The organism is Paraburkholderia monticola (assembly GCF_001580545.1).
Classification (GTDB): domain Bacteria; phylum Pseudomonadota; class Gammaproteobacteria; order Burkholderiales; family Burkholderiaceae; genus Paraburkholderia; species Paraburkholderia monticola.
Genome location: NZ_LRBG01000005.1, coordinates 178,013 through 203,775, shown reverse-complemented (window position 1 = coordinate 203,775; position 25,763 = coordinate 178,013). Strand labels below are relative to the sequence as shown.

The 25,763-nt window shown below is 64.4% G+C and carries 25 protein-coding genes, 1 tRNA gene and 1 pseudogene; 15 read left to right on the top strand and 12 right to left on the bottom strand.

Translation table 11 applies throughout. The annotated features are described in order from the left end of the window. The first annotated feature begins 15 nt into the window (after positions 1 to 15). On the top strand, positions 16 to 1,362 hold the full coding sequence (locus CI15_RS09250) for an ABC transporter ATP-binding protein (RefSeq protein WP_062126731.1): 1,347 nt from the start codon (positions 16 to 18) through the stop codon (positions 1,360 to 1,362). 67 nt (positions 1,363 to 1,429) lie between these two features. Here CI15_RS09250 and CI15_RS09245 read toward each other — a convergent pair whose 3' ends face one another. The 3 genes from CI15_RS09245 to CI15_RS09235 form a co-directional block, all read right to left on the bottom strand. After that, positions 1,430 to 1,966 carry a hypothetical protein gene (locus CI15_RS09245; protein WP_062126728.1) on the bottom strand — a complete coding sequence of 179 codons (537 nt, stop codon included), beginning with the start codon at positions 1,964 to 1,966 and terminating at the stop codon, positions 1,430 to 1,432. Then, positions 1,963 to 2,541: a hypothetical protein gene (locus CI15_RS09240; RefSeq protein WP_062126725.1), complete on the bottom strand. Its 579-nt coding sequence runs from the start codon at positions 2,539 to 2,541 to the stop codon at positions 1,963 to 1,965. Before CI15_RS09240 ends, CI15_RS09245 begins: the two co-directional genes overlap by 4 nt. Positions 2,542 to 2,888: 347 nt before the next feature. After that, positions 2,889 to 3,947, bottom strand: a complete 1,059-nt coding sequence (locus CI15_RS09235; protein ID WP_062126723.1) for a sigma-54 interaction domain-containing protein — start codon at positions 3,945 to 3,947, stop codon at positions 2,889 to 2,891. Between the two features lie 327 nt (positions 3,948 to 4,274). Here CI15_RS09235 and CI15_RS09230 point away from each other — a divergent pair, with 327 nt between their 5' ends. The 6 genes and pseudogenes from CI15_RS09230 to otsA all read left to right on the top strand — a co-directional run bounded on the left by CI15_RS09230 (position 4,275) and on the right by otsA (position 9,039). Continuing rightward, positions 4,275 to 4,592 carry an ElaB/YgaM/YqjD family protein gene (locus CI15_RS09230; RefSeq protein WP_062126719.1) on the top strand — a complete coding sequence of 106 codons (318 nt, stop codon included), beginning with the start codon at positions 4,275 to 4,277 and terminating at the stop codon, positions 4,590 to 4,592. 59 nt (positions 4,593 to 4,651) lie between these two features. Beyond that, entirely contained in the window at positions 4,652 to 4,903 is a 252-nt protein-coding gene (locus tag CI15_RS09225; protein ID WP_062126718.1) for a hypothetical protein, read from the top strand. Between the two features lie 302 nt (positions 4,904 to 5,205). Beyond that, complete coding sequence (locus CI15_RS09220) at positions 5,206 to 6,606, top strand: sigma-54-dependent transcriptional regulator (RefSeq protein ID WP_062126715.1); 1,401 nt, start codon at positions 5,206 to 5,208, stop codon at positions 6,604 to 6,606. A gap of 130 nt (positions 6,607 to 6,736) precedes the next feature. Next, positions 6,737 to 6,961: pseudogene (locus CI15_RS35255) on the top strand (hypothetical protein); the annotation flags it as partial. A gap of 235 nt (positions 6,962 to 7,196) precedes the next feature. After that, on the top strand, positions 7,197 to 7,409 hold the full coding sequence (locus CI15_RS09215) for a hypothetical protein (RefSeq protein ID WP_062126712.1): 213 nt from the start codon (positions 7,197 to 7,199) through the stop codon (positions 7,407 to 7,409). Between the two features lie 202 nt (positions 7,410 to 7,611). Next, a complete protein-coding gene (gene otsA / locus CI15_RS09210; RefSeq protein WP_062126709.1) occupies positions 7,612 to 9,039 on the top strand; it encodes an alpha,alpha-trehalose-phosphate synthase (UDP-forming) in 1,428 nt (475 codons plus the stop codon). Positions 9,040 to 9,212: 173 nt separating this feature from the next. Here the strand turns inward: otsA and CI15_RS09205 are convergent, their stop codons facing one another. The 5 genes from CI15_RS09205 to CI15_RS09185 all read right to left on the bottom strand — a co-directional run bounded on the left by CI15_RS09205 (position 9,213) and on the right by CI15_RS09185 (position 13,912). After that, positions 9,213 to 10,631, bottom strand: coding sequence for an MFS transporter (locus CI15_RS09205; protein WP_075643682.1), 1,419 nt, complete (start codon positions 10,629 to 10,631; stop codon positions 9,213 to 9,215). A gap of 125 nt (positions 10,632 to 10,756) precedes the next feature. Further along, positions 10,757 to 11,260, bottom strand: coding sequence for a YbhB/YbcL family Raf kinase inhibitor-like protein (locus CI15_RS09200; RefSeq protein WP_062126703.1), 504 nt, complete (start codon positions 11,258 to 11,260; stop codon positions 10,757 to 10,759). A gap of 242 nt (positions 11,261 to 11,502) precedes the next feature. Continuing rightward, positions 11,503 to 11,949, bottom strand: coding sequence for a very short patch repair endonuclease (locus tag CI15_RS09195; protein WP_062126700.1), 447 nt, complete (start codon positions 11,947 to 11,949; stop codon positions 11,503 to 11,505). Between the two features lie 30 nt (positions 11,950 to 11,979). Then, positions 11,980 to 13,272: a DNA (cytosine-5-)-methyltransferase gene (dcm, locus tag CI15_RS09190; protein ID WP_062126697.1), complete on the bottom strand. Its 1,293-nt coding sequence runs from the start codon at positions 13,270 to 13,272 to the stop codon at positions 11,980 to 11,982. Positions 13,273 to 13,585: 313 nt separating this feature from the next. After that, positions 13,586 to 13,912 carry a hypothetical protein gene (locus tag CI15_RS09185; RefSeq protein ID WP_062126694.1) on the bottom strand — a complete coding sequence of 109 codons (327 nt, stop codon included), beginning with the start codon at positions 13,910 to 13,912 and terminating at the stop codon, positions 13,586 to 13,588. Between the two features lie 186 nt (positions 13,913 to 14,098). Here CI15_RS09185 and CI15_RS09180 point away from each other — a divergent pair, with 186 nt between their 5' ends. The 4 genes from CI15_RS09180 (at position 14,099) to CI15_RS09165 (ending at position 16,667) form a co-directional block, all read left to right on the top strand. After that, entirely contained in the window at positions 14,099 to 14,290 is a 192-nt protein-coding gene (locus CI15_RS09180; protein WP_062126691.1) for a CsbD family protein, read from the top strand. 230 nt (positions 14,291 to 14,520) lie between these two features. Beyond that, complete coding sequence (locus CI15_RS09175; RefSeq protein WP_062126688.1) at positions 14,521 to 14,742, top strand: hypothetical protein; 222 nt, start codon at positions 14,521 to 14,523, stop codon at positions 14,740 to 14,742. Between the two features lie 141 nt (positions 14,743 to 14,883). Further along, positions 14,884 to 15,591: a glutathione binding-like protein gene (locus tag CI15_RS09170; protein ID WP_062126685.1), complete on the top strand. Its 708-nt coding sequence runs from the start codon at positions 14,884 to 14,886 to the stop codon at positions 15,589 to 15,591. Between the two features lie 236 nt (positions 15,592 to 15,827). After that, complete coding sequence (locus CI15_RS09165; RefSeq protein ID WP_062126682.1) at positions 15,828 to 16,667, top strand: hypothetical protein; 840 nt, start codon at positions 15,828 to 15,830, stop codon at positions 16,665 to 16,667. 126 nt (positions 16,668 to 16,793) lie between these two features. Here CI15_RS09165 and CI15_RS09160 read toward each other — a convergent pair whose 3' ends face one another. The 4 genes from CI15_RS09160 to CI15_RS09145 form a co-directional block, all read right to left on the bottom strand. Further along, entirely contained in the window at positions 16,794 to 17,045 is a 252-nt protein-coding gene (locus CI15_RS09160) for a hypothetical protein (protein WP_062126679.1), read from the bottom strand. 49 nt (positions 17,046 to 17,094) lie between these two features. Next, entirely contained in the window at positions 17,095 to 17,439 is a 345-nt protein-coding gene (locus CI15_RS09155) for a YggL 50S ribosome-binding family protein (protein WP_062126677.1), read from the bottom strand. A 154-nt stretch (positions 17,440 to 17,593) separates the two neighbouring features. After that, positions 17,594 to 17,668: transfer RNA gene (locus tag CI15_RS09150), tRNA-Arg, on the bottom strand. 234 nt (positions 17,669 to 17,902) lie between these two features. Further along, positions 17,903 to 18,094, bottom strand: a complete 192-nt coding sequence (locus tag CI15_RS09145) for a rubredoxin (protein ID WP_062126674.1) — start codon at positions 18,092 to 18,094, stop codon at positions 17,903 to 17,905. Positions 18,095 to 18,401: 307 nt separating this feature from the next. Between CI15_RS09145 and CI15_RS09140 the strand changes: the two genes are divergently transcribed. The 4 genes from CI15_RS09140 to parC all read left to right on the top strand — a co-directional run bounded on the left by CI15_RS09140 (position 18,402) and on the right by parC (position 25,723). Next, the gene (locus CI15_RS09140) at positions 18,402 to 18,803 is read left to right on the top strand and encodes a DUF4399 domain-containing protein (protein ID WP_062126671.1); all 402 of its coding nucleotides are present in this window, start codon (positions 18,402 to 18,404) and stop codon (positions 18,801 to 18,803) included. Between the two features lie 146 nt (positions 18,804 to 18,949). Further along, the gene (locus CI15_RS09135) at positions 18,950 to 20,884 is read left to right on the top strand and encodes an ATP-binding cassette domain-containing protein (protein ID WP_062126668.1); all 1,935 of its coding nucleotides are present in this window, start codon (positions 18,950 to 18,952) and stop codon (positions 20,882 to 20,884) included. Between the two features lie 488 nt (positions 20,885 to 21,372). Further along, positions 21,373 to 23,358 carry a DNA topoisomerase IV subunit B gene (locus CI15_RS09130; protein ID WP_062126665.1) on the top strand — a complete coding sequence of 662 codons (1,986 nt, stop codon included), beginning with the start codon at positions 21,373 to 21,375 and terminating at the stop codon, positions 23,356 to 23,358. A 43-nt stretch (positions 23,359 to 23,401) separates the two neighbouring features. Further along, positions 23,402 to 25,723 (top strand): DNA topoisomerase IV subunit A, encoded by a 2,322-nt coding sequence (parC, locus tag CI15_RS09125; RefSeq protein ID WP_062126662.1) that lies wholly within the window; start codon positions 23,402 to 23,404, stop codon positions 25,721 to 25,723. Positions 25,724 to 25,763: the final 40 nt, after the last annotated feature.

Here is a 25,763-nt window from a genome sequence, read left to right as displayed (position 1 = left end):
TGAAGGCTTAACGCGATGCAAAATCCTAAAGCTGCTATGACCGCCGCGCCGATTCAGACGCCGCCGAAGCCGCCGCGCCTCGGCGAGGAAATCCTGCGCGTGAAGGACGTGTGCCGCGGCTTCAACAAGACGCAGGGCGAACTCCTCGTCCTCGACGACGCGAATCTGTCGCTGCGCGAAGGGGAGATCGTCGGATTGCTCGGCCGCTCGGGCTCGGGCAAGTCGACGCTGCTGCGTATCATCGCCGGTCTGATCGAGCCGACCGGCGGCGAAGTCACGTACATGGGCAAGCCGCTCGACGGCCCGGCGAGAGGCGTCGCGATGGTGTTTCAGACCTTCGCGTTGTTTCCGTGGCTGACCGTGTTGCAGAACGTGGAAGCGGGTCTCGAGGCGCAAGGGGTCGGCGCGTCCGAGCGGCGCACGCGCGCGCTCGCCGCGATCGACCTGATCGGTCTCGACGGCTTCGAAAATGCCTATCCGCGCGAGCTGTCGGGCGGTATGCGTCAGCGCGTCGGCTTCGCGCGCGCGCTCGTCGTCGATCCGACGCTGCTGCTGATGGACGAGCCGTTCTCCGCGCTCGACGTGCTGACCGCCGAAACGCTGCGTACCGACCTGCTCGATCTGTGGACGCAGGGCCGCATGCCGATCAAGGCGGTGCTGATCGTCACGCACAACATCGAGGAAGCGGTGTTCATGTGTGACCGCATTCTGGTGCTGTCGTCGAACCCCGGCCGCGTGATCGCCGAGATCAAGGTGCCGTTCAAGCATCCGCGCAATCGTCTGGACCCGGCGTTCCGCCGCCTCGTCGACGAGATCTACGCGAAGATGACGGCCCGTCAAACCGATGAAAAGACCAAGAAGGGGCTCGAGCTCGGCAGCTGGCTGCCGCACGTTTCGACCAACCTGATGGCCGGTCTGATCGAGACGCTCGCGGCCGCGCCGTATCACGGCCGCGCGGACATGCCGGAAATCGCGCGCTCGCTGCATCTGGAGGTCGACGATCTGTTCCCGATCGCCGAAGTGCTGCAGCACCTTGGTTTCGCCGACGTGCGCGAGGGCGACATTTTCCTGACGCCGCCGGCGCGCGTGTTCGCCGAGTTCGGCACGCAGGAGCGGAAGATGATGTTCGCCGAGCATCTGCTGCGGCACGTTCCGCTCGCGGCGCGGATCAAGAAGGTGTTGAACGAGCGGCCGGGACATCGTGCGCCGCGCGTGCGCTTCGAGCAGGAGCTGGAAGACTTCCTGTCGGACAGCGCCGCGGAAGAGACGCTCGATGCGGTCATCAACTGGGGCCGTTACGGCGAGATCTTTTCGTATAACGACCAGACCGAAATCTTTAGTCTGGAAGACGTGGAGTCTTGAGCAGGCGTTTGCGCGGAAGCGATTGCGGTTCAGACCAGAGAGCGGCGAGGCAAACCTCGCCGCTTTTTTATTGCAGATTCCCCCAGCGTGCGACCGCCGGCTCGGCCGTCGCCCACTTCCAGCCCTGGTCCTGCTGGCAGGCGCTCGCGGTGAACCACCTTGCGGGGGCGTTCGGGCCGTCGCCGTCCTGCACCGAGAACACGAAATCCTTGCACGTCGCGAGCGCCGAGCTGAACGCTCGGGTCACGCGCACCTCGCCGTGGCCGTTCTCGATCGGCAACGTATGCTTGACCGACCACGGTTTCGCTTCGCCGACCGGCATCGTGCCGACCAGCGCTGCCATCAGATCCTGCTGGTCCTTGTGCATGCTGCGCATGTAGCGCGCGACTGCTTCATCGGTCGCGGCCTGCACCGCGACGCCGACGCCGAGTGCAACAGCCGGATTGCTGGTCACGATGCCCGACGCGACACCCGCCGCCGCGCCGCTCGCCGCGCCGATCGACGAGCAGCCGCTCGCGAGCAGGCTCCCGCCGACGCATAGCGCGACGGCCGCGACGAGTCGCATCCGGCCACGCATTGGAACGCTAAGCGGGCGTGCCTTCATTGCAGCGCACCCCAGCGCTCGGTGGCGGGTTCGGCCGACGCCCATCGCCAGTCCTTGCCATCGCGGCAAACCGAGGCGATGAAAAACGCGCTGCTTGCGGGCTTGTCGCGCGTTGCCGTCTGATCGACGGAAAAGACGATTTCCTTGCAGTCGAGCGGGCCGGTGCTGATCAGGCGGCTCACGGTCACGCGGCCGTGCTCGTCGTCTTCGATCGGGAAAGAATGGGTGATGCTCCAGGGGGCGACCGCGCCGACCGCGAGCGGGCCGGCCGCCTGCGCGATGCTGTTCTGGGTATTGGTGTGGACCACGCGCTCCGAGTACTGCACGCCGGCGCGCGCGGCGGCGACCGCGCCAAGACCGATACCGGTCGCAACCGCCGCGTTGCTGGTGACCTTGTTGGCGAGCGCGGCGCCCGCGACGCCGGCACCCGCGACCGCGCCTTCCGAGTACAGCGAACTACAGCCGCTCAACGCCGACGAAACCGCCAGCGCGAGCGCGATCAGCACTGTTGCGTGGGGGCGTTTGCCTGCGACAACGGCTTTTGCGTTGTCTGCCCACACCATGTTCTTTTGCATTTCTCCAGTCCCTGCCCGTACAGGTGCCTTCGATCACGCGCGAGGCGTGCACACGAAGGACACGTCGTTCAATACGTGCCGCATTGTGCAGGATGCGTTTTGTAATTGGCAGCGAAAAAATGCAAGAAATTGCAAAACATCGTGCGCCGCGAGGTTTTCTGTTGCAGGGCGGGGACTTGCCTGGCTCTGCCAGGTAATTACGAGATAAGAAAATTTGCCGTTGGCGCTATTGCAGGAGGTGGGAAATTCAGTGCCGCCAGGCGCGCGGCGAAAAATTTACGGCAAGCGGCGCAACGCCGGCCGTGGCGAGCGGCGAATGGCCCGCGCCGCACGGTCGTTATTGGCGGCTATTGCTCGGTCTCGTCTTCCGCGCTTTCGTCGCCGTATGCGCTCAGCCGGTTGTACAGCGTTTTGAGGCTCACGCCGAGCGCTTTCGCGGCACGTCGCTTGTCGCCGCCACAGTATTTGAGCGTGCCGAGGATGATCTGCTTCTGCGCGTCGGCGAGCGGCGTGCCGATCCATACGCTCATCGCATCGCCTTGCGTGACCGCCTTCTTGACTCGAGAAGCAAGATGCGGATGCGGCAGTTCAACGGTCTTCTCCGCGAGAATGAACGCGCGATACACGGCGTTTTTCAGCTCGCGCACGTTGCCCGGCCACGACCATGAGCGCAACGTTTCGATCGAGCGTTTGCTGAAGCTCTTGTTCGTGCCTTCCTGCTGATTCAATTGCGTGAGGAAGTGCTGCGCGAGCAGTTCGCGATCGCTTTCGCGCTCGCGCAGCGGCGGCGCGCGTAGCGGAAACACGGCGAGGCGGTACATCAGATCCTCGCGCAAGCCGTTTTCCTTGACGGCCACCGCGGGATCGCGATTGGTCGCGGCGATCACGCGCACGTTGCCGCTGATCAGCTCATTGCCACCGACCCGATAGAACGTGCCGGTTTCGAGCGCGCGCAGCAGTTTGACCTGGCGCACCGGCGCCATTTCGGTGATTTCGTCGAGAAACAGCGTGCCGCCGTTCGCGTGTTCGAAGTAGCCGATGCGGCCCTGGACCGCGCCGGTGAAGCTGCCTTTTTCGTGGCCGAACAGTTCGGCCTCGATCAGTTCGTCGGGAATCGCGCCGCAGTTCACGGCGACGAACGCGCCGTCCTTGCGGCCGCTGCGCTCGTGGATGGTGCGGGCGATCAGCTCCTTGCCCGTGCCCGATTCACCGATGATCAGTGCGGTCGCGTCGGTATCGGCGACGCGTTCGATCTGCTCGTACAGATCGAGCATCACCGGCGACGAGCCGTACAGCAGCCCATACGATTTCAGGCCCGCGACGCCGTCCGCGACGCGCTGCTTCGCTTGTGGCGAAGCATTGCCTTCGGCGGACACGGTGGGCGAGTCCAGATCGGTTGACGGCATAGAGGGGGAAGTCCTGTGCAAATGAAGTTCGTTTTGCGGCGCGCAGGCCTTGAATGCGATAGACCGGACAGCCACTATCTCATAAAAGACGATTTAACCACTTCGGCGCGGATTCCGGCAATCGAACTGGTAGCCATTGAAGTAACCGTGCTCACAATCGGTCGAAAGTGCTCGAAGTCGGCCTTTTTCAGCGCACTAAAGCGGTAAATATACCGGGCACATGCTTTGCGTCATTGACCGTTTTATCGAGTCGTGCGAGCTTTTGACCGCTACGCCGCGCGCATGCCGTGACTTCGCACGAACGCCGAATCAGACGAGGAGTGAACGATGAGTGACACCACGCAACAACTTGCACTCGGCGGGCAGAAGATCGTCGAGGACCTCCGCGTGCTGCTGAAGGACTCGGAGGAAATGCTGCGGCTCGCCGCCAACGTGCCGGGCGAGAGCGTCGATGCGTTGCGCGACCGGCTCGGTACGCATGTGGAGACGCTGCAATCGACGCTGGGCGACGCGCAGCGGACCATGCAGCGCCGCTATCGCGAGGCGACGGTCGGCACCGAGCACTATGTCCGCCATAACCCGTGGCGTTCGCTCGCGCTCGCGGCGGGTACCGGTTTTCTGCTCGGCGTGCTGGTCGCGCGTTAGACGAAGCGCAGCCCTCGCACAGCCCGTCCTCATCCGCATGACGAATCAAGGAGTTCATGATGGCACGACCCACGATAGGTATTTTCGGTGCATTGATGGCACTCGGCGGCTTTCTGGCGGTGCGCTACGTTCAGCGCCAGCGCGCGGGCTCGATGTCCCCGGCGCGCGATCTGAGCCGCTGGGAAAACGAGGGTGGTGCGGTGGCGTCGCCGGCACCTTTGTCGACGGAATTGGCGCCCGCCTCGCAGAGCACCAACGGCTCGGGCCATGTGAACGGCGAGAGCCGCGCATGGCCATTTCCGCGTGGCTGAGGCGCCGCGCACGCATACAAAGGCGGCCGGCAGCGACCGAGGCGCCGCCGCAGTCCGATTGGCGGGCGACGCCTGGAAGGAATTGTTAAACGAATGCTATAAGGCCGTATAATAGGTAAATAGACAACAATGCTGCGAAGGGATGCCCGTTTATTCGCATCATTGTTGCAATTTCTCACTAAATGGTCGGCCGGCGCCTTGGCGCACGGCGATTCCGCGTCATGCAGCCGACCTGATCCGCGGCATGCCACTGGCATGTTTCGCATATTTTCCGACCCACGCTAGCAGGCTTTCGAAACGCGATGCCACATGTACTGATTGTCGATGACGACGCAGGTACCCGCGAGGCACTTTCCGCGATCATCGGGGAAGACGGGCTGACCACCGCCACCGCGGGCGACCTGCGCGAAGCGCGTATTCAACTGGTCCGGCAGATGCCGGACGTCGTTTTCACTGATCTGAAGCTGCCCGATGGCAGCGGGGTCGACCTGTTCGAAGATCTCGATCCGCGCTCCGGCGTCGAAGTGATCGTGATCACCGGCCACGCGACGGTCGAATCGGCGGTCAACGCGCTGAAGATGGGCGCGACCGACTACCTCGTGAAACCCATCAACATGCAGCGCGTGAAGGCGATCCTCTCGCGCCTGCCGCGCCCGGGCGACCTGAAGGCCGAGATCGGCACGTTGCGCGGCGAATTGCGTCGGATGGGCCGCTTCGGTCTGATGCTCGGCAATTCGCCGGCGATGCAGGAGGTCTACGACCAGATCAGCCGCGTCGCGCCGACGGCGGCCTCGGTGATGCTCGTCGGCGAATCGGGCACCGGCAAGGAAGTCGCCGCGCAGACGCTGCACGAGCTGAGCCTGCGCCGCAAGCATGCGTTCCTCGCGGTCAACTGCGGCGCGATTTCGCCGAACCTGATCGAATCGGAGATGTTCGGTCACGAGCGCGGTTCGTTCACCGGCGCGGATCGGCAGCACAAGGGCTATTTCGAGCGCGCGAACGGCGGCACGCTGTTCCTCGACGAAATCACCGAGATGCCGATCGAGCTTCAGGTGAAGCTGCTGCGCGTGCTCGAGACCGGCATGTTCATGCGCGTCGGCACGACCAAGGAAATCGAAACCGACGTGCGTCTGATCGCGGCGACCAATCGCGATCCGGAGCAGGCGGTGCTCGAAGGCAAGCTGCGGCTCGATCTTTACCATCGCCTGAACGTGTTTCCGATCAGCCTGCCGCCGCTGCGCGATCGCGGCAAAGATGTCGAGCTGCTCGCGCAGGCGTTCCTCGATGAGCTGAACGAGCGCCACGCCACGAAGAAGCATTTCCCCGCCGCGGTGAAGGAGATGCTGATGTCGTATCCGTGGCCCGGCAACGTGCGCGAACTGAAGAACTACGTGCAGCGCGCGCACATCATGTCGAGCACGGATTCGGACAGCACGGCGACGGTGCCGTTGCAGATCACGCTGTCGAAGCCCGCGGCCGGCACCGCGATCACGATCCCGTTCGGCACCTCGCTCGCGGAGGCCGACCGTCAGCTGATTCTGGCGACGCTCGAGCAATGCGGCGGCGTGAAGACGCGCGCCGCGGAGATTCTCGGCATCAGCCTGAAAACGCTATACAACCGGCTCGTCGAGTACGGCAACGATGCGCGTGAAGACGGCGACTCCGCCGACGAGTCGCGCGCGCTCGGCGGCGCGGACGTCTGAGCCGCGCTGCTGCGCAGGTCGCGCATCATCGGCATCCGCCGCCCGCCTGGGCTCCCGGGCGGGCACCCTGACGGCACAGGCCTTGCTGCGCTACGATGGAACGCACAACGAGGTCACCGACATGCCGCAGATGCCGCATTCCGCTGCTGTTCCCGCGTCGCCCCTGCCGCTGCGCGCTCACCGGCCCGAGCCGGTCGAGCCGCCCACCGCGCCTCCTGTCGCGCCACCGGACCCCGCCGAACCCGACACGATTCCTGGCCCCACACCCGATCCGATCGAACCCATCGAACCGATGTCGCCACCGATCGGCGATCCGCCGCCCCAGCCGACCCAAACGCCACAAGCACGCCACAAGCGGGCGAGCATGCGGCGCGGCCGCAGCAATGCTGAGGCGGCCCTGGCCGCCGGCACACTGTCCCGCACCCGATGCACCCGCCGCCGCACTGCACGAGACCGGCTGCCCCAATCTGGTGCGGCACATTGATGTACTTGTTACAAAACCGGGGCACGTTTTACCGGCAATTTACGCTTTCGCCCCCTAGACTGTAAGGATGCCGCGACAGGCGGCAGGCTTCCCCGGAGGCACGATCATGAGACATCCCGCATTGCGACGCTCCGCGCGGCACAACAAGCGCGGGCCCCGCCCGGCTGACGTGCAGGCCGAGCCGGCGGAGTCGCCGGACCCGGCCGCGCAGAATCGGATCGCTCCGCATACGCCACCGGACGGCGAGCACAACCAGGGCGGGGTGCGTCAGGAAGGCCTCGAATACCAGCGCGATCTGGGCTCGGAGCAGGATGCCTGAAGTGGCGCCACGCCGGTAAGAAAGACTTCCGTTTCCGTCGTATAAAACAGAAAAACTTTCTTCGCGATTCGTGATGGTCGCGAGCTTCAGCTCGTCCGTCACATTTGCATACAATTTTATTTCTCAGATCTCAAATATCGGCACGCCACTTGCATGCACCGTTTTGGCACATTTCCGCATACAACGAAACAATGGAGCACTAATGAGCAGATTGATCGTGGTATCGAATCGTGTCGCACCGATTCAGGAAGCGCGCCCGGCCGCAGGCGGGCTCGCGATCGGCGTGCTGGACGCACTGAAGGAGACTGGGGGCGTCTGGTTCGGCTGGAGCGGTGAAACGGTCAGCGAGCCATCGGCGCCCGTGATCGAGAAGCAGGGCAACGTCACCTACGCGACGGTGGGCCTCACCAAGCGCGACTACGACGAGTACTACCGAGGTTTTTCCAACGCCACCTTGTGGCCGACCTTCCACTATCGCAACGACCTGTCGCGCTACGATCGTGAGGAGTACGCGGGCTACCAGCGCGTCAACGCGACGCTCGCGAAGCAGCTCAAGGAATTGCTCAAGCCCAGCGACATCATCTGGGTGCACGATTACCATCTGCTGCCGTTCGCGCGTTGCCTGCGCGAGCTCGGCGTGCAGAATCCGATCGGCTTTTTCCTGCACATCCCGTTTCCGGTGCCCGAAGTGTTGCGCACGATTCCGCCGCACGAGGAGCTCGTCAAGGCGATGTGCAGCTACGACGTGATCGGCTTTCAGACCGAGGCGGATCGCCAGTCGTTCGTCGACTATGTCGAGCGCGGCCACCACGGCACGTCGAGCGAAGACGGCATGGTGCACGCGTACAACCGCTTCCTGAAGGTCGCCGCCTACCCGATCGGCATCTATCCGGATGCGATCGCCAGGACCGCCGAGCAGTTCACCGACCGCAAGGCGGTGCGCAGCCTGCGCGACGGCATGCGTGGGCGCAAGCTGATCATGAGCGTCGACCGGCTCGATTACACGAAGGGGCTGGTCGAGCGCTTCCAGGCGTTCGAGCGGCTGTTGCAGAACGCGCCTGGCTGGCATGGCCGCGTGTCGCTCGTCCAGGTCGCGCCGCCGACGCGTGCCGACGTGCAGACCTATCAGCGCATCCGCCATACGCTCGAAGGCGAAGCGGGCCGCATCAACGGCCGGTTCGCGCAGCTCGACTGGACGCCGATCCAGTATCTGAATCGCAAGTACGAGCGCAACCTGTTGATGGCGCTCTTTCGGCAGTCGCAGGTCGGCTATGTGACGCCGCTGCGCGACGGCATGAATCTGGTCGCCAAGGAGTATGTCGCGTCGCAGGATCCGGCCGATCCGGGCGTGCTCGTGCTCTCGCAATTCGCGGGCGCGGCCGAGCAGCTGCCGGGCGCGCTGGTCGTCAATCCGTTCGATCTGTCGCAGATGGCCGAAGCGCTCGAGCGCGCGCTATCGATGCCGCTCGCCGAGCGTCAGGCCCGGCATGCGGACATGATGAAGCCGATGCGCGAGAACAATCTCTCGGTATGGCGCGATACGTTCCTCGACGATTTGCGCCACGTCGCGACCGCCTCTTCGGTGACGGCCAAAGCGGTAAAGCTCGCTGACGTGACGGCCTCGTCCTGAGCGGACCAGTGCGGCCCCCGCGAGGGCGGGGTGCGCGCGTGGCGGTCACGTCGTCAGCGCAGTGGTAGGGAAGATCGAACAACGCAGTCAGAAAGGGCGTGCATCGCGTAGTGCGATGCACGCCCTTTTGCGTGTGTGTGGTTTGCGCGGGTAATGCTCAACGATCCCGAGCCTCAAGCCGGCTGCGTCACCTTCTGCATGACCCGCATCGTGCTGACGACCGACGCGACCGCCGAGAACCCCGCGGCCACATACAGCGCGATGATCGTGCCATTCTGCGGCGCGACGCCGAAGATCAACGCGACGAGCGCCGCGCCGAGCGTCTGCCCAGTCAGGCGCGCGGTGCCGAGCATGCCGCTCGCGCCGCCGCTGCGCTCGCGCGGTGCGGACGACAGCATGGTGCGATTGTTCGGCGACTGGAAGATGCCGAAACCCGCGCCGCACAGCGCCATGCGCCACGCGATCTGCAGGGCGTCCGGATGCGGCCCGAGTGTCGCGAGCAACAGCAGGCCGACCGTCATCGCGGCGAGCCCGACACCGCCGAGCCAGCCCGCCGACACCTTGTCCGACAGCACGCCGGAAATGGGCGCCGCGATGATGATGATGGCGGGCCACGGCGTCATCAGAAGACCCGTTTCGACCTGCGACATGCCGAGCGTTTCCTGCAGCAGGAACGGCAGCGACACGAACGCGAGCATCTGCGCGCAGAACGAGCAGACGGAGGTGCCGATCGACAGCGCGAACACGGGGATGCGCAGCAGATCGATCGGCAGCAGCGGCGCGGGCTGCGTCAGTTGCCGACGCACGAAGAAGTAGCCGATCACGAGGGCGCCGAGCGCCTCGAGCGTCACGTAGCCGAAGCGCTCGCCGTGGCCCAGGCCGTCGACCGCGAAAATCAGCAGGCCGAACACGAATGCGTTCATGACCGCGCTCAGATAATCGTACGGCGATTCGTGGCCGGGGTTCAGCGGCAGCGCCTTGAAGCCCCCGACGATCGCCGCGATCCCGATCGGCACGTTGATCGCGAACAGCCACGGCCACGTTGCGATCGCGAGCACGCCGGAGGCCACTGTCGGTCCGACCGCCGACGACACCGCCACCACTATCGCGTTGATCGCGACGCCGCGGCCGAGCTGCGCTGGCGGATAGATCATGCGCACGAGCGCCGTATTCACGCTCATGATGCCGGCCGCGCCGAAGCCCTGGAATACGCGCGCGAGCGCGAGCGTCGGCAGCGAAGTGGACAGCGCGCAGCCGAACGATGCGACCGTGAACAGGATCAGCCCGGCCAGATAAATGCGCCGGTAGCCGATGCGGTCGCCAAGCGACGCGAGCGGCAGCAGCGTGATCGTGATCGCGAGCTGATAGGCGTTGACGACCCAGATCGACGCCGCGGCGCTCGCGTTCAGGTTGCGTGCGATGGTCGGCAGCGCGACGTTGGCGATCGCGCTGTCGAGCACGGCGAGCGTCAGCGAGAGCGCGATGACGAGCATCGCCCAGTAGCGTTGCGGGATCGGCAGGCCCAGGTCTTTGTCTTCGAAGCGGGAAGCGGCGGGTGTGGGGCCGTTGGTGCGCGGGGAGGGTGCGTGCATCGATTGTTTGAGTTGTCGGAGATGTTGGCGCGCGCCTGTGCGCGGCTCACACGCTGGCCGCAGTGGACGCGCGGCGGGCGCGGCGACGGCGTGACCAGGATGCCGGCGCCGCGCGGGCGCGCGCGTTATTTGAGTTCGTAAAGCCCCGTGTGGGTCGTCGAGTCGAGTTCGTTCAGGTGCGTCATGAAGCGCGCGACCGCGTTGGTGGTTTCCGCGCTGACCGGCAGATGCGGCACCTTCAGCGCATGCAGCCGGAAGATGTAGCGATGCGTGCGATCGCCGCGCGGCGGCGCGGCGCCGCCGAAGCCGACCGTCCCATAGTCGTTGCGCACCTGCATCGCGCCTTGCGGCAGCAGCGAGCCGTCGGCCTTGCCGGCGTTGCGCGGCAGCGAGCGCGCGTCGGCCGGAATGTTCACGACGACCCAGTGCCAGAAACCGCTACCCGTTGGCGCGTCGGGATCGTGAACGGTCAGCGCGAAACTTTGCGTGTCCGCGGGCGGCGCTTCCCATTGCAGCGACGGCGAGATGTTTTCGCCGTCGACGCCGAAGGCCTTGTCGTCGTACTCGTGGGCTTTCGGCATGAAGCCGTTGGTGGGAAAGTCGTCGGACCAGAGACGGAAGTCAGCCATGATGTGCCTCCCTTGTTGATTGGTTCTGGGATCGTCGGAGTGCGCGATAGTGCGGCGGGCGAGGCGCCTCGCGCGGCGCGCCGAAGTGCTGGGGGACGTGCCGTGAAAGCGCCGTGACAGCACCCGGAAAACGCCATCGAAGCGTGCCTCGAAGGCACCTCGAAAGCGCCCCGGGTGAGCGTTTCGAGTGTATCACCAGCGGCCGCGAGACTCGTGCGAGCCGGGCAGCCCGCGCGGGGTTTTCAGCCGCGCTCCTCGAACTGCGGCGCGTCGCTTCTGATCCACGCGACGAGCCGCTCGATCACCCCCGCGATATCGCGATTCGCGCCTCGCAAGGCGCATTCCCACACGACCGCGACGCGCCAGCCGCTCGCGAGCAGCGCGGCGCGCACCTTGTCGTCGTTGCTGCGATTGCGGCCGATCTTGTCGCGCCAGAACTCGGGCCGCGTTTGCGGCCATTTGAACAGATGACAGTCGTGGCCATGCCAGAAGCAGCCATGCACGAGTATCACCGCGCGATAACGCGGCAGCACGATGTCGGGGCGGCCGGGCAGATCGCGCGCGTCGAGCCGGAAGCGCAGGCCCTGGCGATGCAGCAGGCTGCGGATCAGGATCTCCGGCTTGGTGTTGCGGCCGCGAATGCCGGACATCATCCGGCTGCGCGTCGCGCTATCGACGATATCGACCATCGTCAGCGGGCCAACGGATCGCGCGGCCGCTCACGCGTAGAGCGGCAGTGAGTGTTTCGAAGCATCGCGGGTCGGATGGGCGAGCAGGGATTGCACATGCGGCAGCATGATACGCGCCACTTCGCGCATCACCGGCATCACGACGCTGTTGCCGAACTGCCGGTAGGCCTGGGTATCGCTGACCGGAATCCGGAAGGTGTCGGGAAAGCCCATCAGGCGCGCGCATTCGCGCGGCGTCAATCGGCGCGGCCGCAGCGACTCGCCCTGATAAACGAGAATCTCAGAGCCGTCCTTGTGATAGCGCGCCGACAGCGTGCGCGTCACGCTCTCCGGATACGCCATGCCGAAACCGAAGCCATTGCCGGCCGCGCGATGCTTGGCCGCGTAGTTCTGCAGATAGGCCCACAGCTTCGGGGTGAGCGTGTACTTCGGCTGCACGCGGCGCGCGGCGTGATCGAAGAAACGGTCATGGTCCCAGGGCAACACCGGTTCGGTGCCGTCCGTGCGATGCAGGATCGCGCCGAGCCGCGGACCCTCGTCGGGCAGGCGCAGGTCGTCCCACGTGAAGGTAGTCTTGCCGCGAAAGCCGACGATGATGATGCGCTCGCGATGCTGCGGCGTGAAATGCTGACCGTCGAGCACCCGGTAGTGCACCTCGTAGCCGAGCTCGTCGCGCAGCGTCTGGAGGATCACGTCGAAGGTGCGGCCCTTGTCGTGTGACAGCAGGTTCTTCACGTTTTCGAGCAGGAAGGCGGCGGGGCGCTTCGCGGCGATGATGCGCGCGACGTCGAAAAACAGCGTGCCCTGGGTCGTGCATTCGAAACCATGCGGCCGGCCGAGCGCGTTCTTCTTGCTGACGCCGGCGATCGAAAACGGTTGGCACGGAAATCCGCCGAGCAGCACGTCGTGGCTCGGCACGTCCTCGGCGGGAAACGCGACGATGTCGCCGATCAGCGTATGGGTGCTGCCGCTCGCGGCGTCGTCGCCATAGTTATCACGATATGTGCGCGTCGAGAACTCGTTCCACTCGCTGGTGAACACGCATTCGCCGCCATGTGCCTCGAAGCCCATGCGAATGCCGCCGATACCCGCGAACAGATCGATGAAACGGAACCGCGCCGCGTCGCCCGCCTGCTGCGCCGTGCGCGCGCCTTGTCGCAGCAGATCGCGCAGCGCGGGTTCCAGCATCGCGGGACAAGGCGTTTCACCTTTTTCCCAGCGGCGCACCGTCTTGATGTCCTTGCCGACATGCGCGGCGATTTCGCGTTGGGTGAAACGGGCGCGCGCCTGCTTGAGCAGGTCGAACGGGGCGACGAGGGTCACGTGGCGTCCTTGCTGGGAATTTTTGCGGACATTATGACCTAAGGTCGTCCCATTTCCCTATTTTTACCGCCGATACATCGGGAATTTTTCGCGATACGTTGCGCCGCTGCGTTTGTCTATGGCGAAACATGCGTGTCACGACTGCGCGTGTACGCTTGTCACGTGACGCTCGTTCCCTGCGTTGCGATGTGTGTTTGCGGCCGCGACCTCGTGCGCGGCCGTTTTTTTTCAGGGGCGCGCGCGACGAGCCCCGTGCCGGACTCGCGGCGCGTGTGGAATTTCAGCGGGTGAAAACGCGGTGAAGCGGGCTGGATCAGGCCGAGCGCACCTTCTTCGGCGCGTCGGTCGGCTCGAACGGCCCGGTGGCGGCGGGCGCAAAGCGTTCCCATGCGGGCGGCGGCGTCGAGGCGGTTTGATCGAGCTGCAGCAGCAGGCTGTCGACCTTGCGTAATTGCGCGGGAGCGAGCTGGCCGCTTTCGATCAGTGCGGTCAGCCGTTTGCGCCAATAGGCGGGCGGCAGAATCGGACCGCCGAAATCGCCGCGCAGCGAAACGGGCATGACGCGCGCGATATGCGCGATGTCATGATCGATCAACGCGGCCCGCGATGATCCCGAGAACGTGCTCTCCGTACGGTCCATAGCTCCTCCCTTAGCGCATTTACGGCGGGGGGCGGCGAGACTTTAGGCTGCTTTCGACAAATATTTTTCCCTGACCCGCCTCGCGGCGGGCACGCCGAGACCCTCGGGCATAGCCGTTGCTGCCTCCCAGATACCGGTGAAATATCGCGCCGGCATCGCTGTCGATTACGCATATGGGAGCCGAACATGAACAAGGATCAAGTGAAGGGCGTTGGGGAGCAGGTCAAGGGCAAGGTCAACGAGGCCGTCGGCAAGGCCACGAACAACCCTGCGAAGGAAGTGAAGGGCGACTTGCAGCAGGAGGCCGGTAAGGTGCAGAAGGCCTATGGTGATGCGAAGGAGGACGCCAAGGACAATGCAAAGCGCGGTCATCACTAACCCGCTTCGGTGCAGGTAGCCGTAACGGCGAAGGCGTCGCGAAGGTCGCGGCGCCTTTGCATTTTTGCGAGGCATACGCTGGGAAAACACGTCCGCTTCCACAGTCTGGGTCGCGAATGACCTGAGCTCGGTCGGGCGGCCTGGGAGTAACCCGGGATCGCGATCGTGGGCATTCCGCACGCGGTGCGAGGCCTTTAGACTGGGCGCAATCCCATCAGGAGGCCGCGCCAATGACACCCGAAAAAATACTTTCGATGTTCGAACGGCAGTACCTGGAAGGCAAGGCGCCGCCCGATCTCGAAGTGACCTGCGCGAACTTCGCGACGTGGCTTGCGGCGGCCTGGGAACTGCTCGACGGCACCGAGAAGACGCTGCTGCTGACGGTCGGCGCGGCGCTGTGGCGCGAAGGCTTCAACGTGCGCGCGGGCGCGGCGACCAAGGACCTGTGGTGAGCCGTCTATTGCGAAAGGCGTTGCGAAAAGCGGCGGCGCGGCAGCGTTTGTAAGGTCTTCGCGGGTCCGCGCACGCGTTGTGCCGAGTCAGTTTATATTGGGCGATCTTACAATTTCTGTCACATAGGGCGACCCGAACCGATGACCGATTTATCCGCTTTCGCGATCACGAAGAAATGGCCGGCCGAGCATCCCGACCGGATTCAGTTGTATTCGCTGCCGACGCCCAACGGCGTAAAAATCTCGATCATGCTCGAGGAAACCGGCTTGCCGTACGAGCCGCATCTGGTGCGCTTCGATACCAACGATCAGATGACGCCGGCGTTCCTGTCGCTGAACCCGAACAACAAGATTCCGGCGATCCTCGATCCGCACGGTCCCGACGGCAAGCCGCTGCCGCTGTTCGAATCGGGCGCGATCCTGATCTACCTCGCCGACAAAAGCGGCCAGCTGATCCCGCAGGACGCCGCTGGGCGCTACGAGACGATCCAGTGGGTGATGTTCCAGATGGGCGGCATCGGTCCGATGTTCGGCCAGGTCGGCTTCTTCCACAAATTCGCTGGCAAGGAGTACGAGGACAAGCGTCCGCGCGATCGCTACATCGCCGAATCGAAGCGGTTGCTCGGCGTGCTCGAGCAGCGGCTCGAAGGACGCAAGTGGGTGATGGGCGATCTGTATTCGATCGCCGATATCGCGATTTTTCCGTGGGTGCGCAATCTGGTCGGCTTTTACGAGGCGGGAGAGCTGGTCGGCATTCAGGACTTCCCGAACGTGCGCCGGGTGCTGGCTGCCTTCGTCGAGCGGCCGGCGGTCGCGCGCGGCCTGAATATTCCGCAGCGGCCGGCTTGATGGCCTGATCGTTTTGGCGCCGACGTCTTCCTGTGGTCTCCGGCTTCGTGATGGCGCTGGTGACTCACGGCTTGCCGCCGGGAACCCAATCGGCGCGCTAGCGGGCGCGAAGCGGTAAGCGTGCCCAGCGGGTTTCGCATTTTCCCGTGCTTGAAACGCATGCCGCTCACCGCGTATAAGCTTTGAGGTGTGTCGCGCAGCAGCGCTGTCATGCGACCGGACGAAAGGGTGACGCAATGAGCGCCGTTACATTGTTCGCATGGTCGGTTCCGGCGTATTTCCAAGGGTCCGTGGTCGACCATACCTGGGTGACGACTTACGACAACCGGGTGAAGGTGTACCCGGCGCTGGCTGACGTTTTGAGCGCCGGAGAGCACTATTGGTACAGCTGGGGCAGCTTCCATGCCAAAGGCGGGACACCGGTCAGCGCGGATGGCTTTCTGGCTTCCGGCGCGGCAGATCTGCTTTATGCTGGTTGTCTGTGTAGGCCCGATGTGGACTCGACCATCGATCCGGCCGCTCGTGGAACGATCTTTAGCTATGGTCGCGACGGTGTCTGCCATCAACTGTCGAACCAGATTCTTTGGGCGACCGGCCGTGGGGGAGCGACACCTGCCACGGTCAACAAGGCGCGCGGTTACTGGTTGAGCATCGCGATCTTCGGAACATACGGCAAGCAGCACGCCGCATGGGCGAGCAAAAAGATTCAGTGCTCAACCCAAGGCGGGAGTCACGCTATGAATTCAGGACAGGCGGGAGCCGATGTCGATGATTTTCAGGGGCATCTTCAGGCGACCCTGAAAGGTCCGGACGCGGGCGCGAAGATCAAGTCGTTGATGGATCATCGACGCGCGTTTATGGTCCAGGTCGAGCGTTTGCAATACGCGCCGCAGGACAGTGATGTCCCGACGGCCTCGGAGCTGAACAAGGCCTATTCGTCCTTTCTCCACGAAGCCGCCGACATTCTGGGACCCGAGGACTTCGAGCGGGTTTTCGGCCAACGGCCCACGGATGAGATGAACATCGTCGATCCGTCGATCTACGAGCAAAGTGTCCGACGGCCGCTGCAAAAATGAGGAGCCGTCGGATTTGCGCGCGCCTCAGAGGCGTTTTGCAATGACGGTCCTCGAACTCGCGAGGTCGAGATTCTTTTTTGGGCCCCGCAGCGCAACACATGCGAGGCCTTTGTGGGCTGACCTGGCTCAGCCGTTGGCGACCATCGAGTCGACGAGAGCGCGACCTTCGCGATAGGCTGCATCCAGCGCCTCTGCTTCGGTCGCAAAGACATCTCCAAGTTGATAAAACTGCCTGCGCTCCCCGGCATGCCGCAGGTCAGCTCCTGGGCGGCATACATAACCGTTGTAGTGGTATGGGGTGTTTGGCGTCGGCGGCCCGTACGCGAGGATCGGTAGCACCCAGATCTCAAATCCCTTGTAGTCGATCTTGTCCCACATAAACACCTCCGATGTCAGGGTGGTTCTCCGCTGCATCTAAACGGGTTGGCTAGATAACCGTGACCGGCGGATACCAGGCATCGGAAAGTTCTCTGACTTCGATGCCATTGAGCTCTGATCGATTCTCCAGCCATGCGCGCACGAGTTGCCGATGGTCCTCTGTCGCCGAGCCTCGCGCCGCTTCGGAGATCAGATAGGCATCTACGCAGGTGTCCGTCGACACTGCCGCCAGCATTCCGTTCGCCTCGATGAACGCCAGAAACTCGTCGAGCAAGTCCTCGCGATCACGGGCATCCAGTTGATCTTGATACTTCGCCGCGACGAAAAAGCCGAACTCCTGAAATTCGTCGAGATGAAGCTTTTTGCGCTGACGGCGGTTGTGCCTCTTGCTCATCAAGGTCTCCTTTGGCGGGCTTGCAGCATCGTCTCGTGCTTCCGGGATGATCGCATGGATGCAAGACGAGGCGCCTCCATGGCAGCAAAAAGCCCCGCAGCGCGACGCATACGGGGCTTTGACGGGCAAACTTGGGAGCCGCTGGGACTCTGCTTGGTCCCCCTGACAGGAATCGAACCTGTATCTAGCGCTTAGGAGGCACTTGTTCTATCCATTGAACTACAGGGAGAGGACCGAGCCGGACCGATCCACGAGGACTCGTAGAGCCCAGATCGACCAGCGAGCGCAGAGTATATCAAACCGGCGCAAGCAAAAGGAGAGCGGGGCTTGGGGCCGCGCACGCCTACGACAAACCCCACAAAAGCAAACGGCCCCGCAGACGTCGCCTGCCGGGCCGTGCTAACCACCTGACCGTCTGGCGAAGCGCACGCAATCGCGCCGATCGCCCGAGGTCATCTCGACTTTAGAACTCCACCACCGCGAACTCAGCCTTGCCCACGTCGCACAGCGGGCAGCGCCAGTCTTCCGGGATGTCGGCGAAGCGCGTGCCCGGCGCGATACCGTCTTCGGGCAGACCGTCTTCCTCGTTGTAGATCCAGCCGCAAATCAGGCAGACCCAGCTCTTGTATTCCGTTACTTCGATTACTTCACTCACGACACACTCTCTCGTTCAATGCAATGGCCGGCTAGCTCTGCCCCTTTTTGGGGCGGCGCGGCGACCCGCAATATTACAGGAATTTGTCACATCGACCCGGACGACCGATGCGGCGCCGCCGCAACCCGTCCGCGGCGAACCCGGGCTCGCGCGACCTGCCGCGTCACACACGGCGTGTATGCTTCGATCCGCAGCTAATTGATCAGACAGACGCGCCGCCCATCTCGCACGGATTGCGACGATCGGCCTCAGGCGAGGGCGCCGGCGCGTATCGAGTGGCCGGATTTCATTCCAAAAGGAGAAAGCGATGTTGAGAAACAGATGGCTGGTCGGCATGGCGGCGGCTGGGCTGCTTGCCGCGTCGGGTGTGGCGCAGGCGGCAGGCGTGTACTTCGTGCAGCCGACCGACGGCGCGAGCGTCAGCAATCCGGTGCACGTGATATTCGGCCTCGATGGCATGAAGATCGCGCCGGCCGGCACGATGACGGAGGGCACCGGACATCATCATCTGCTGATCGACGGCAAGCCGCTGCAGAAGGGCGAGGTCATCGCCGCGACCGACAAGTCGCTGCACTTCGGCAAGGGCCAGACCGAGACCGACCTGACCTTGCCGCCGGGCGATCACACGCTGACCCTGCAATTCGGCGACGGCGCGCATCGCTTGTACGGGCCGGAGATGAGCAAGACGATCACGGTGCACGTCAAGTAAGTAGTGATTCGAAGGGCCGGGCCGGCGCGTGCATCGCCCGCCCGCGCCGATTGCGTTGCACGCGTCTGCCGCCCGGCGTACCTGCTACCGGCCCCGCGCCCGGTACAATGAGCAGTTCCGACTCATCGCTGCCTTCTCCCATTCCCATGTCGCTTTACACCATTACCGGAGCCCAGCTGGCGTTCGGTCACGTCGCGCTGCTCGACCACGCGGATTTCTCGCTCGAAGCGGGCGAGCGCGTCGGGCTGATCGGGCGCAACGGCGCGGGCAAGTCGTCGCTGCTGAAGATCGTCGCCGAGCTGGCCAAACCCGACGACGGCCTCGTCACGCGTCAGCAGCATCTGAGCACGGTCTACGTGCCGCAGGAGCCCGAGTTCAACGCCGACGACACCGTGTTCGACGCGGTCGCCGCCGGTCTCACCGAGGCGCGCGCGCTGCTCGAAGAATACGATGCGGTCGCGCATCAACTCGCCGATACACCCGAGGGCACCGAACACGACGCGCTGCTCGCGCGCATGAACACGCTGCAATCGTCGCTGGATGCCGCGGACGCATGGAACTGGAGCACTCGTGTCGCGACCACGCTGCAGCAGATCGGCCTGAACGGCGAAGCGCGCGTCGGCTCGCTGTCGGGCGGCATGCAGAAGCGCGCCGCGCTCGCGCGCGCGCTCGTCGTGCAGCCCGACGTGCTGCTGCTCGACGAGCCGACCAACCATCTCGACTTCGACGGCATCCGCTGGCTCGAAGACCTGCTGGTGTCGCTGCGCGCGGGGCTGCTGTTCATCACGCACGATCGCGCGTTCCTCGACCGCGTCGCGACGCGCATCGTCGAGCTCGATCGCGGGCGGCTGCTGTCGTATCCGGGCAATTTCTCCGCGTATCAGACGCGCAAGGCGCAGCAGCTCGAAGTCGAGCGCATCGAGAACGAGAAGTTCGACAAGCTGCTCGCGCAGGAAGAAGTGTGGATCCGCAAAGGTGTCGAGGCGCGCCGCACGCGCAGCGTCGGGCGCATCGCCCGGCTCGTGCAGATGCGCAACGATCGCGCCGAGCGCCGTAACGTGCAGGGCAACGTGAAGCTCGACGTCGGTCAGGGCGAGAAGTCCGGCAAGATCGTCGCGGAACTGACGGACGTGACGAAGCGCTATGGCGAGCGCGCGGTGGTGGACCGCTTCACGGACACGGTGATGCGCGGCGACAAGATCGGCTTCGTCGGTCCGAACGGCGCGGGCAAGACCACGCTGCTGAAGCTGATCCTCGGCGAACTCGCGCCCGACGAAGGCAACGTGCGCATCGGCACGAATCTGCAGGTCGCGTATTTCGATCAGATGCGCGCGGCGCTCGATCTGGAAAAGAGTCTCGCGGACACGATCAGTCCCGGCAGCGAATGGGTCGAAGTCAATGGCCAGAAGAGGCACGTGATGAGCTATCTCGGCGACTTCCTGTTCGCACCGGAGCGCGCGCGTTCGCCGGTCAAGTCGCTGTCCGGCGGCGAGCGCAACCGGCTTTTGCTGGCGCGTCTGTTCGCGCGGCCGGCCAACGTGCTGGTGCTCGACGAACCGACCAACGACCTCGACATCCCGACGCTCGAACTGCTCGAAGAGCTGCTGATCGACTACGACGGCACGGTCCTGCTGGTCAGCCACGACCGCGCGTTTCTCGACAACGTGGTGACCTCGGTGATCGCCTCGGAAGGCGGCGGCAAGTGGCGCGAATACGTCGGCGGCTTCACGGACTGGCAGACGCAACGCGATCGCTCGGAGCAACTCGCGCTCGAGGCGCAAAAAGGGGCGAGCAAGGAAGCGCCGAAAGAAACGGCGCCGAAGGACAGCGCAGGGGGCCGCAATGCGCAGCGCACCGTGAAGCTGTCGTTCAAGGAGCAGCGCGAACTGGAGGCGCTGCCGAAAATGATTGCGGACCTCGAAGCCGAACAGAAGTCGATCGGTGCGCAACTCGAAGACGGCTCGGTGTTCGCCAGGGATGCGCGCGAAGGCGCGCGGCTGACCGAGCGCTATGCCGAGATCGACGAAGAGTTGATGCTCGCGCTCGAGCGCTGGGACGAGCTGGAGAACCGCGTCAAGTAACGCCACGTGGTGGGAGCGCCGAGCGGTGCGCTCTCCCCACATGATTCGACGCGGCGCGCGCGGGCGGCGCAAAAAACAACAGAAAACGCCGCCGCGCACTGCACCGTTCAATGCAACGAGCGCACGCTCGTCCATTTCCGCCGATACCTGTCGCGCAGCCATCCCGCGAGCCTTCCGTGCCACTGCGGCGCATGTCCCCCAGCGCCCGGCGCGCCTTGTCCAGTCGGCCAATTCAGCGCGACGTCAATTGCCGCCCGGATTGAAATCAGTACAATACCCCGCGAACAGGCTTCCCCGGCGGGCTCCACGGCCGCGTCCGGCTTTCCAGTGCGCCAGCGGAAGCCGCGCAACAAAACAGCTTGCCCGCATTGCGGGCACCCGGCCTAATCCCGTTGTTTCGTTTCGCTTTTTTTGAATACTCAACGCATTGTCCACGGTCCTGTCCACAGGACCTGTGAACAACGATGAACCGACGCACCGAGTCAATCATGTCTACGAAAAAGCCAAACGCCGCGTATAGCGAAGCGTCGATCAAGGTGTTGAAGGGTCTGGAGCCGGTCAAGCAGCGACCTGGCATGTACACCCGCACCGAGAATCCGCTGCACATCATTCAGGAAGTCATCGACAACGCGTCGGACGAAGCCCTCGGCGGCTACGGCCGGCAAATCACGGTCACGCTGCACGCGGACCATTCGGTCTCGGTCGAGGACGACGGCCGCGGCATTCCGTTCGGTCTGCATCCCGACGAGGGCGTGCCGGTCGTCGAAATCGTTTTCACGCGTCTGCATGCGGGCGGCAAATTCGACAAGGCCGCCGGCGGCGCTTACACGTTCTCGGGCGGCTTGCATGGCGTCGGCGTGTCGGTGACGAACGCGCTGTCCACCCGACTCGACGTGACCGTGTGGCGCGACGGCAAGATCGCCGAATTGAGCTTCGCGCACGGTGACGTCGCCAAGCCGCTCGAAGTGCGGGCCGCCGCGAAGGGCGAGAAGAAATCGGGCACGCGCGTAACGGCATGGGCCGATCCGAAATACTTCGATTCGCCGAACCTGCCGCTCGGTGAACTGCAGCGTCTGCTGCGCTCGAAAGCGGTGCTGTTGCCGGGTGTCGAAGTTTCGCTCGTCAACGAAAAAACCGGCGAGCGGCAAAGCTGGAAATACGAAGACGGCCTGCGCGGCTATCTGCTCGAAGGCATGAACGGCAGCGATCTGCTGATCCCGCTGTTCGAAGGCGAGCGCTACGCGGAAAACTCGCGCTCGAGCGAAGAGACGTTCGCCGAGGGCGAGGGCGCGGCATGGGTCGTCGCGTGGAGCGAGGAAGGGCCGCTCACGCGCGAGTCGTACGTCAACCTGATTCCGACGCCCGCGGGCGGCACGCACGAGTCGGGTCTGCGCGACGGTCTCTACCAGGCGGTGAAGAGCTTCGTCGAGTTGCACAACCTGCAGCCGAAGGGCGTGAAGCTGCTCGCCGAAGACGTGTTCGCGCGGGTCTCGTTCGTGCTGTCGGCGAAGGTGCTGGACCCGCAATTCCAAGGGCAGATCAAGGAGCGCCTGAATAGCCGCGATGCCGTGAAGCTGGTGTCGTCATTCGCGCGGCCGGCGCTCGAACTGTGGCTGAACCAGCACGTCGAGCATGGCAAGAAGCTCGCGGATCTCGTGATCAAGCAGGCGCAGGCGCGCACGCGCGCCGGGCAGAAGGTCGAGAAACGCAAGAGCTCGGGTGTCGCGGTGCTGCCCGGCAAGCTGACCGATTGCGAGTCGACGGAAATCGCGCGCAACGAGCTGTTCCTCGTCGAGGGCGACTCGGCGGGCGGCTCCGCGAAGATGGGGCGCGACAAGGAGTACCAGGCGATCCTGCCACTGCGCGGCAAGGTGCTGAATACATGGGAAACCGAGCGCGACCGCCTGTTCGCGAACAACGAGGTGCACGACATTTCGGTGGCGATCGGCGTCGATCCGCACAATCCGGACGACAAGGTCGACCTGTCGAATCTGCGCTACGGCAAGATCTGCATTCTGTCGGATGCGGACGTCGACGGCTCGCACATCCAGGTGTTGCTGCTCACGCTGTTCTTCAAGCATTTCCCGCAGCTGATCGAGCGTGGCCATGTGTGCGTCGCGCGGCCGCCGCTGTTTCGCGTCGATGCGCCCGCGCGCGGCAAGAAGCCAGCGCAGAAGCTCTACGCGCTCGACGAAGGCGAACTCGAGGCGATTCTCGACAAGCTGCGCAAGGATGGTGTACGCGAGAACCAGTGGTCGATCAGCCGCTTCAAAGGCCTCGGTGAAATGAGCGCCGAGCAGTTGTGGGACACGACGATGAATCCCGACACGCGCCGCCTGCAACCGGTGGCGCTCGGCGAGCTCGACTACGACGCGACCGTCGCACGCATGACGATGCTGATGGGCAAGGGCGAAGCGGCGTCGCGCCGCAGCTGGCTCGAAGAGAAGGGCAACGAAGTCGAAGCGGACATCTGAGCGCCACGCGACACTGCAAGCCAAACACGGACACGAAATCTAGATGGACGACGATAACACTCTCGACCTTTTCAACGAGCCGCCGTCGGATAGCGACGTGCTGACGCTCGGCAACTACGCGGAGCGCGCGTACCTCGAGTATGCGGTCAGCGTGGTCAAGGGCCGCGCGCTGCCGGACGTTTGCGACGGCCAGAAGCCGGTGCAGCGCCGCATCCTGTTCGCGATGAACGAGATGGGCCTCGCCGACAATGCAAAGCCGGTCAAGTCGGCGCGCGTGGTCGGCGACGTGCTCGGCAAGTATCACCCGCATGGCGACCAGTCCGCGTACGACGCGCTCGTGCGTCTCGCGCAAGACTTCTCGATGCGCTATCCGCTGATCGACGGCCAGGGCAACTTCGGCTCGCGCGACGGCGACGGCGCGGCGGCGATGCGTTACACCGAAGCGCGCCTGACGCCGATCGCGAAGCTGCTGCTCGGCGAAATCGACCAGGGCACGGTCGACTTCATGCCGAACTACGACGGCTCGTTCGAAGAGCCGAAGACGCTGCCCGCACGCTTGCCGTTCGTGCTGTTGAACGGCGCATCGGGCATCGCGGTGGGTCTCGCGACGGAAATTCCTTCGCACAATCTGCGCGAAGTGGCGGGGGCGGCGGTTGCGCTGATCCGCAATCCGAAGCTCTCGCACGCGGAACTGATGCAGCACGTGCCGGGGCCGGACTTCCCGGGCGGCGGCCAGATCATTTCGAGCGAGGCGGAGATCGCCGCCGCGTACGAAACCGGTCGCGGCAGCCTGAAGGTGCGCGCGCGTTGGAAGATCGAAGATCTCGCGCGTGGCCAGTGGCAGCTCGTCATCACCGAATTGCCGCCGAGCACGGCCGCGCAAAAGGTGCTCGAGGAAATCGAAGAACAGACCAACCCGAAGATCAAGCTCGGCAAGAAGGCGCTGACGCCCGAGCAGTTGCAGACGAAGCAGACGCTGCTCGCGCTCGTCGACGCGGTGCGCGACGAATCGGGCAAGGACGCGCCGGTGCGTCTCGTGTTCGAGCCGAAGTCGAGCCGCATCGATCAGACCGAGTTCGTCAACACGCTGCTCGCGCATACGAGCCTCGAATCGAATGCGCCGCTGAACATGGTGATGGTCGGCGGCGATGGCCGGCCGCGTCAGAAGGGCTTGAGCGAAATCCTGCAGGAGTGGGTCGCGTTCCGATTCGAGACGGTCACGCGTCGTACGCGGTATCGGCTGTCGAAGGTCGACGACCGGATCCATATTCTCGAAGGCCGGATGATCGTCTTCCTGAATATCGACGAGGTGATCCGCATCATCCGCGAATCGGACGAGCCGAAGGTCGCGCTGATGGCCGCGTTCGGTCTGACGGACCGGCAGGCCGAGGACATCCTCGAAATCCGGCTGCGTCAGTTGGCTCGCCTCGAGAAGATCAAGATCGAGAAGGAACTGGCCGAGCTGCGCGACGAGAAGGCCAAGCTCGAAGAGCTGCTCGGCAGCGAATCGGCGATGAAGCGACTGCTGATCAAGGAAATCGAAGCCGACGCGAAGCAGTACGGCGACGAGCGCCGCACGCTGATCCAGCAGGAAAAGCGCGCGACGTTCGAAGCGCGCGTGGTCGACGAGCCGGTCACGGTCGTGGTATCGCAGAAGGGCTGGGTGCGCGCGCTGAAGGGCCACGGGCTCGACACCGCGGGCTTCACCTTCAAGGCCGGCGACGGCCTCTACGCGGCGTTCCAGTGCCGCACGCCCGACACGCTGATCGCGTGGGGCAGCAACGGCCGTGTCTATTCGGTCTCGGTAGCGCAATTGCCAGGCGGGCGCGGCGATGGCGTGCCGGTCACGTCGCTGATCGAACTCGAATCGGGTAGCCATCTGATGCACTACTACGCGGCGTCGGCGGAACAGGCGCTCCTGCTCGCATCGAGCAACGGCTTTGGCTTCATCGCGAAGGTCGGCGACATGGTGAGCCGCGTGAAGGCCGGCAAGTCGTTCATGACGATCGATGCCGGTGCCGCGCCGCTCGCGCCGATGCCGATGCTGCCGGATGCGCTGCAGGTCGCGTGTCTGTCGTCGGGCGGGCGTCTGCTCGTGTTCGGCCTCGACGAGATGAAGACGCTGTCGGGCGGCGGCCGTGGCGTCATCCTGATGGCACTCGACGACAACGAAGCGCTCGTGCAGGCGCTCGCGATCAACAAGGCCGGCGTGATGCTGATCGGCACGCGCCGCGGCGGTCGCCTCGACGAGGAGAAGCTTGCCGGCGCCGAGCTTGCGACGCATGTCGGCAAGCGCGCACGCAAGGGACGCGCGCCCGAGAGCAAGCTGAAGCTCGACGGCATGCGTCCGGTGCTGCCGGCTTAGTGGAGTCGATTTAACGAAGTTTGACGCCGTAGAGCCACGG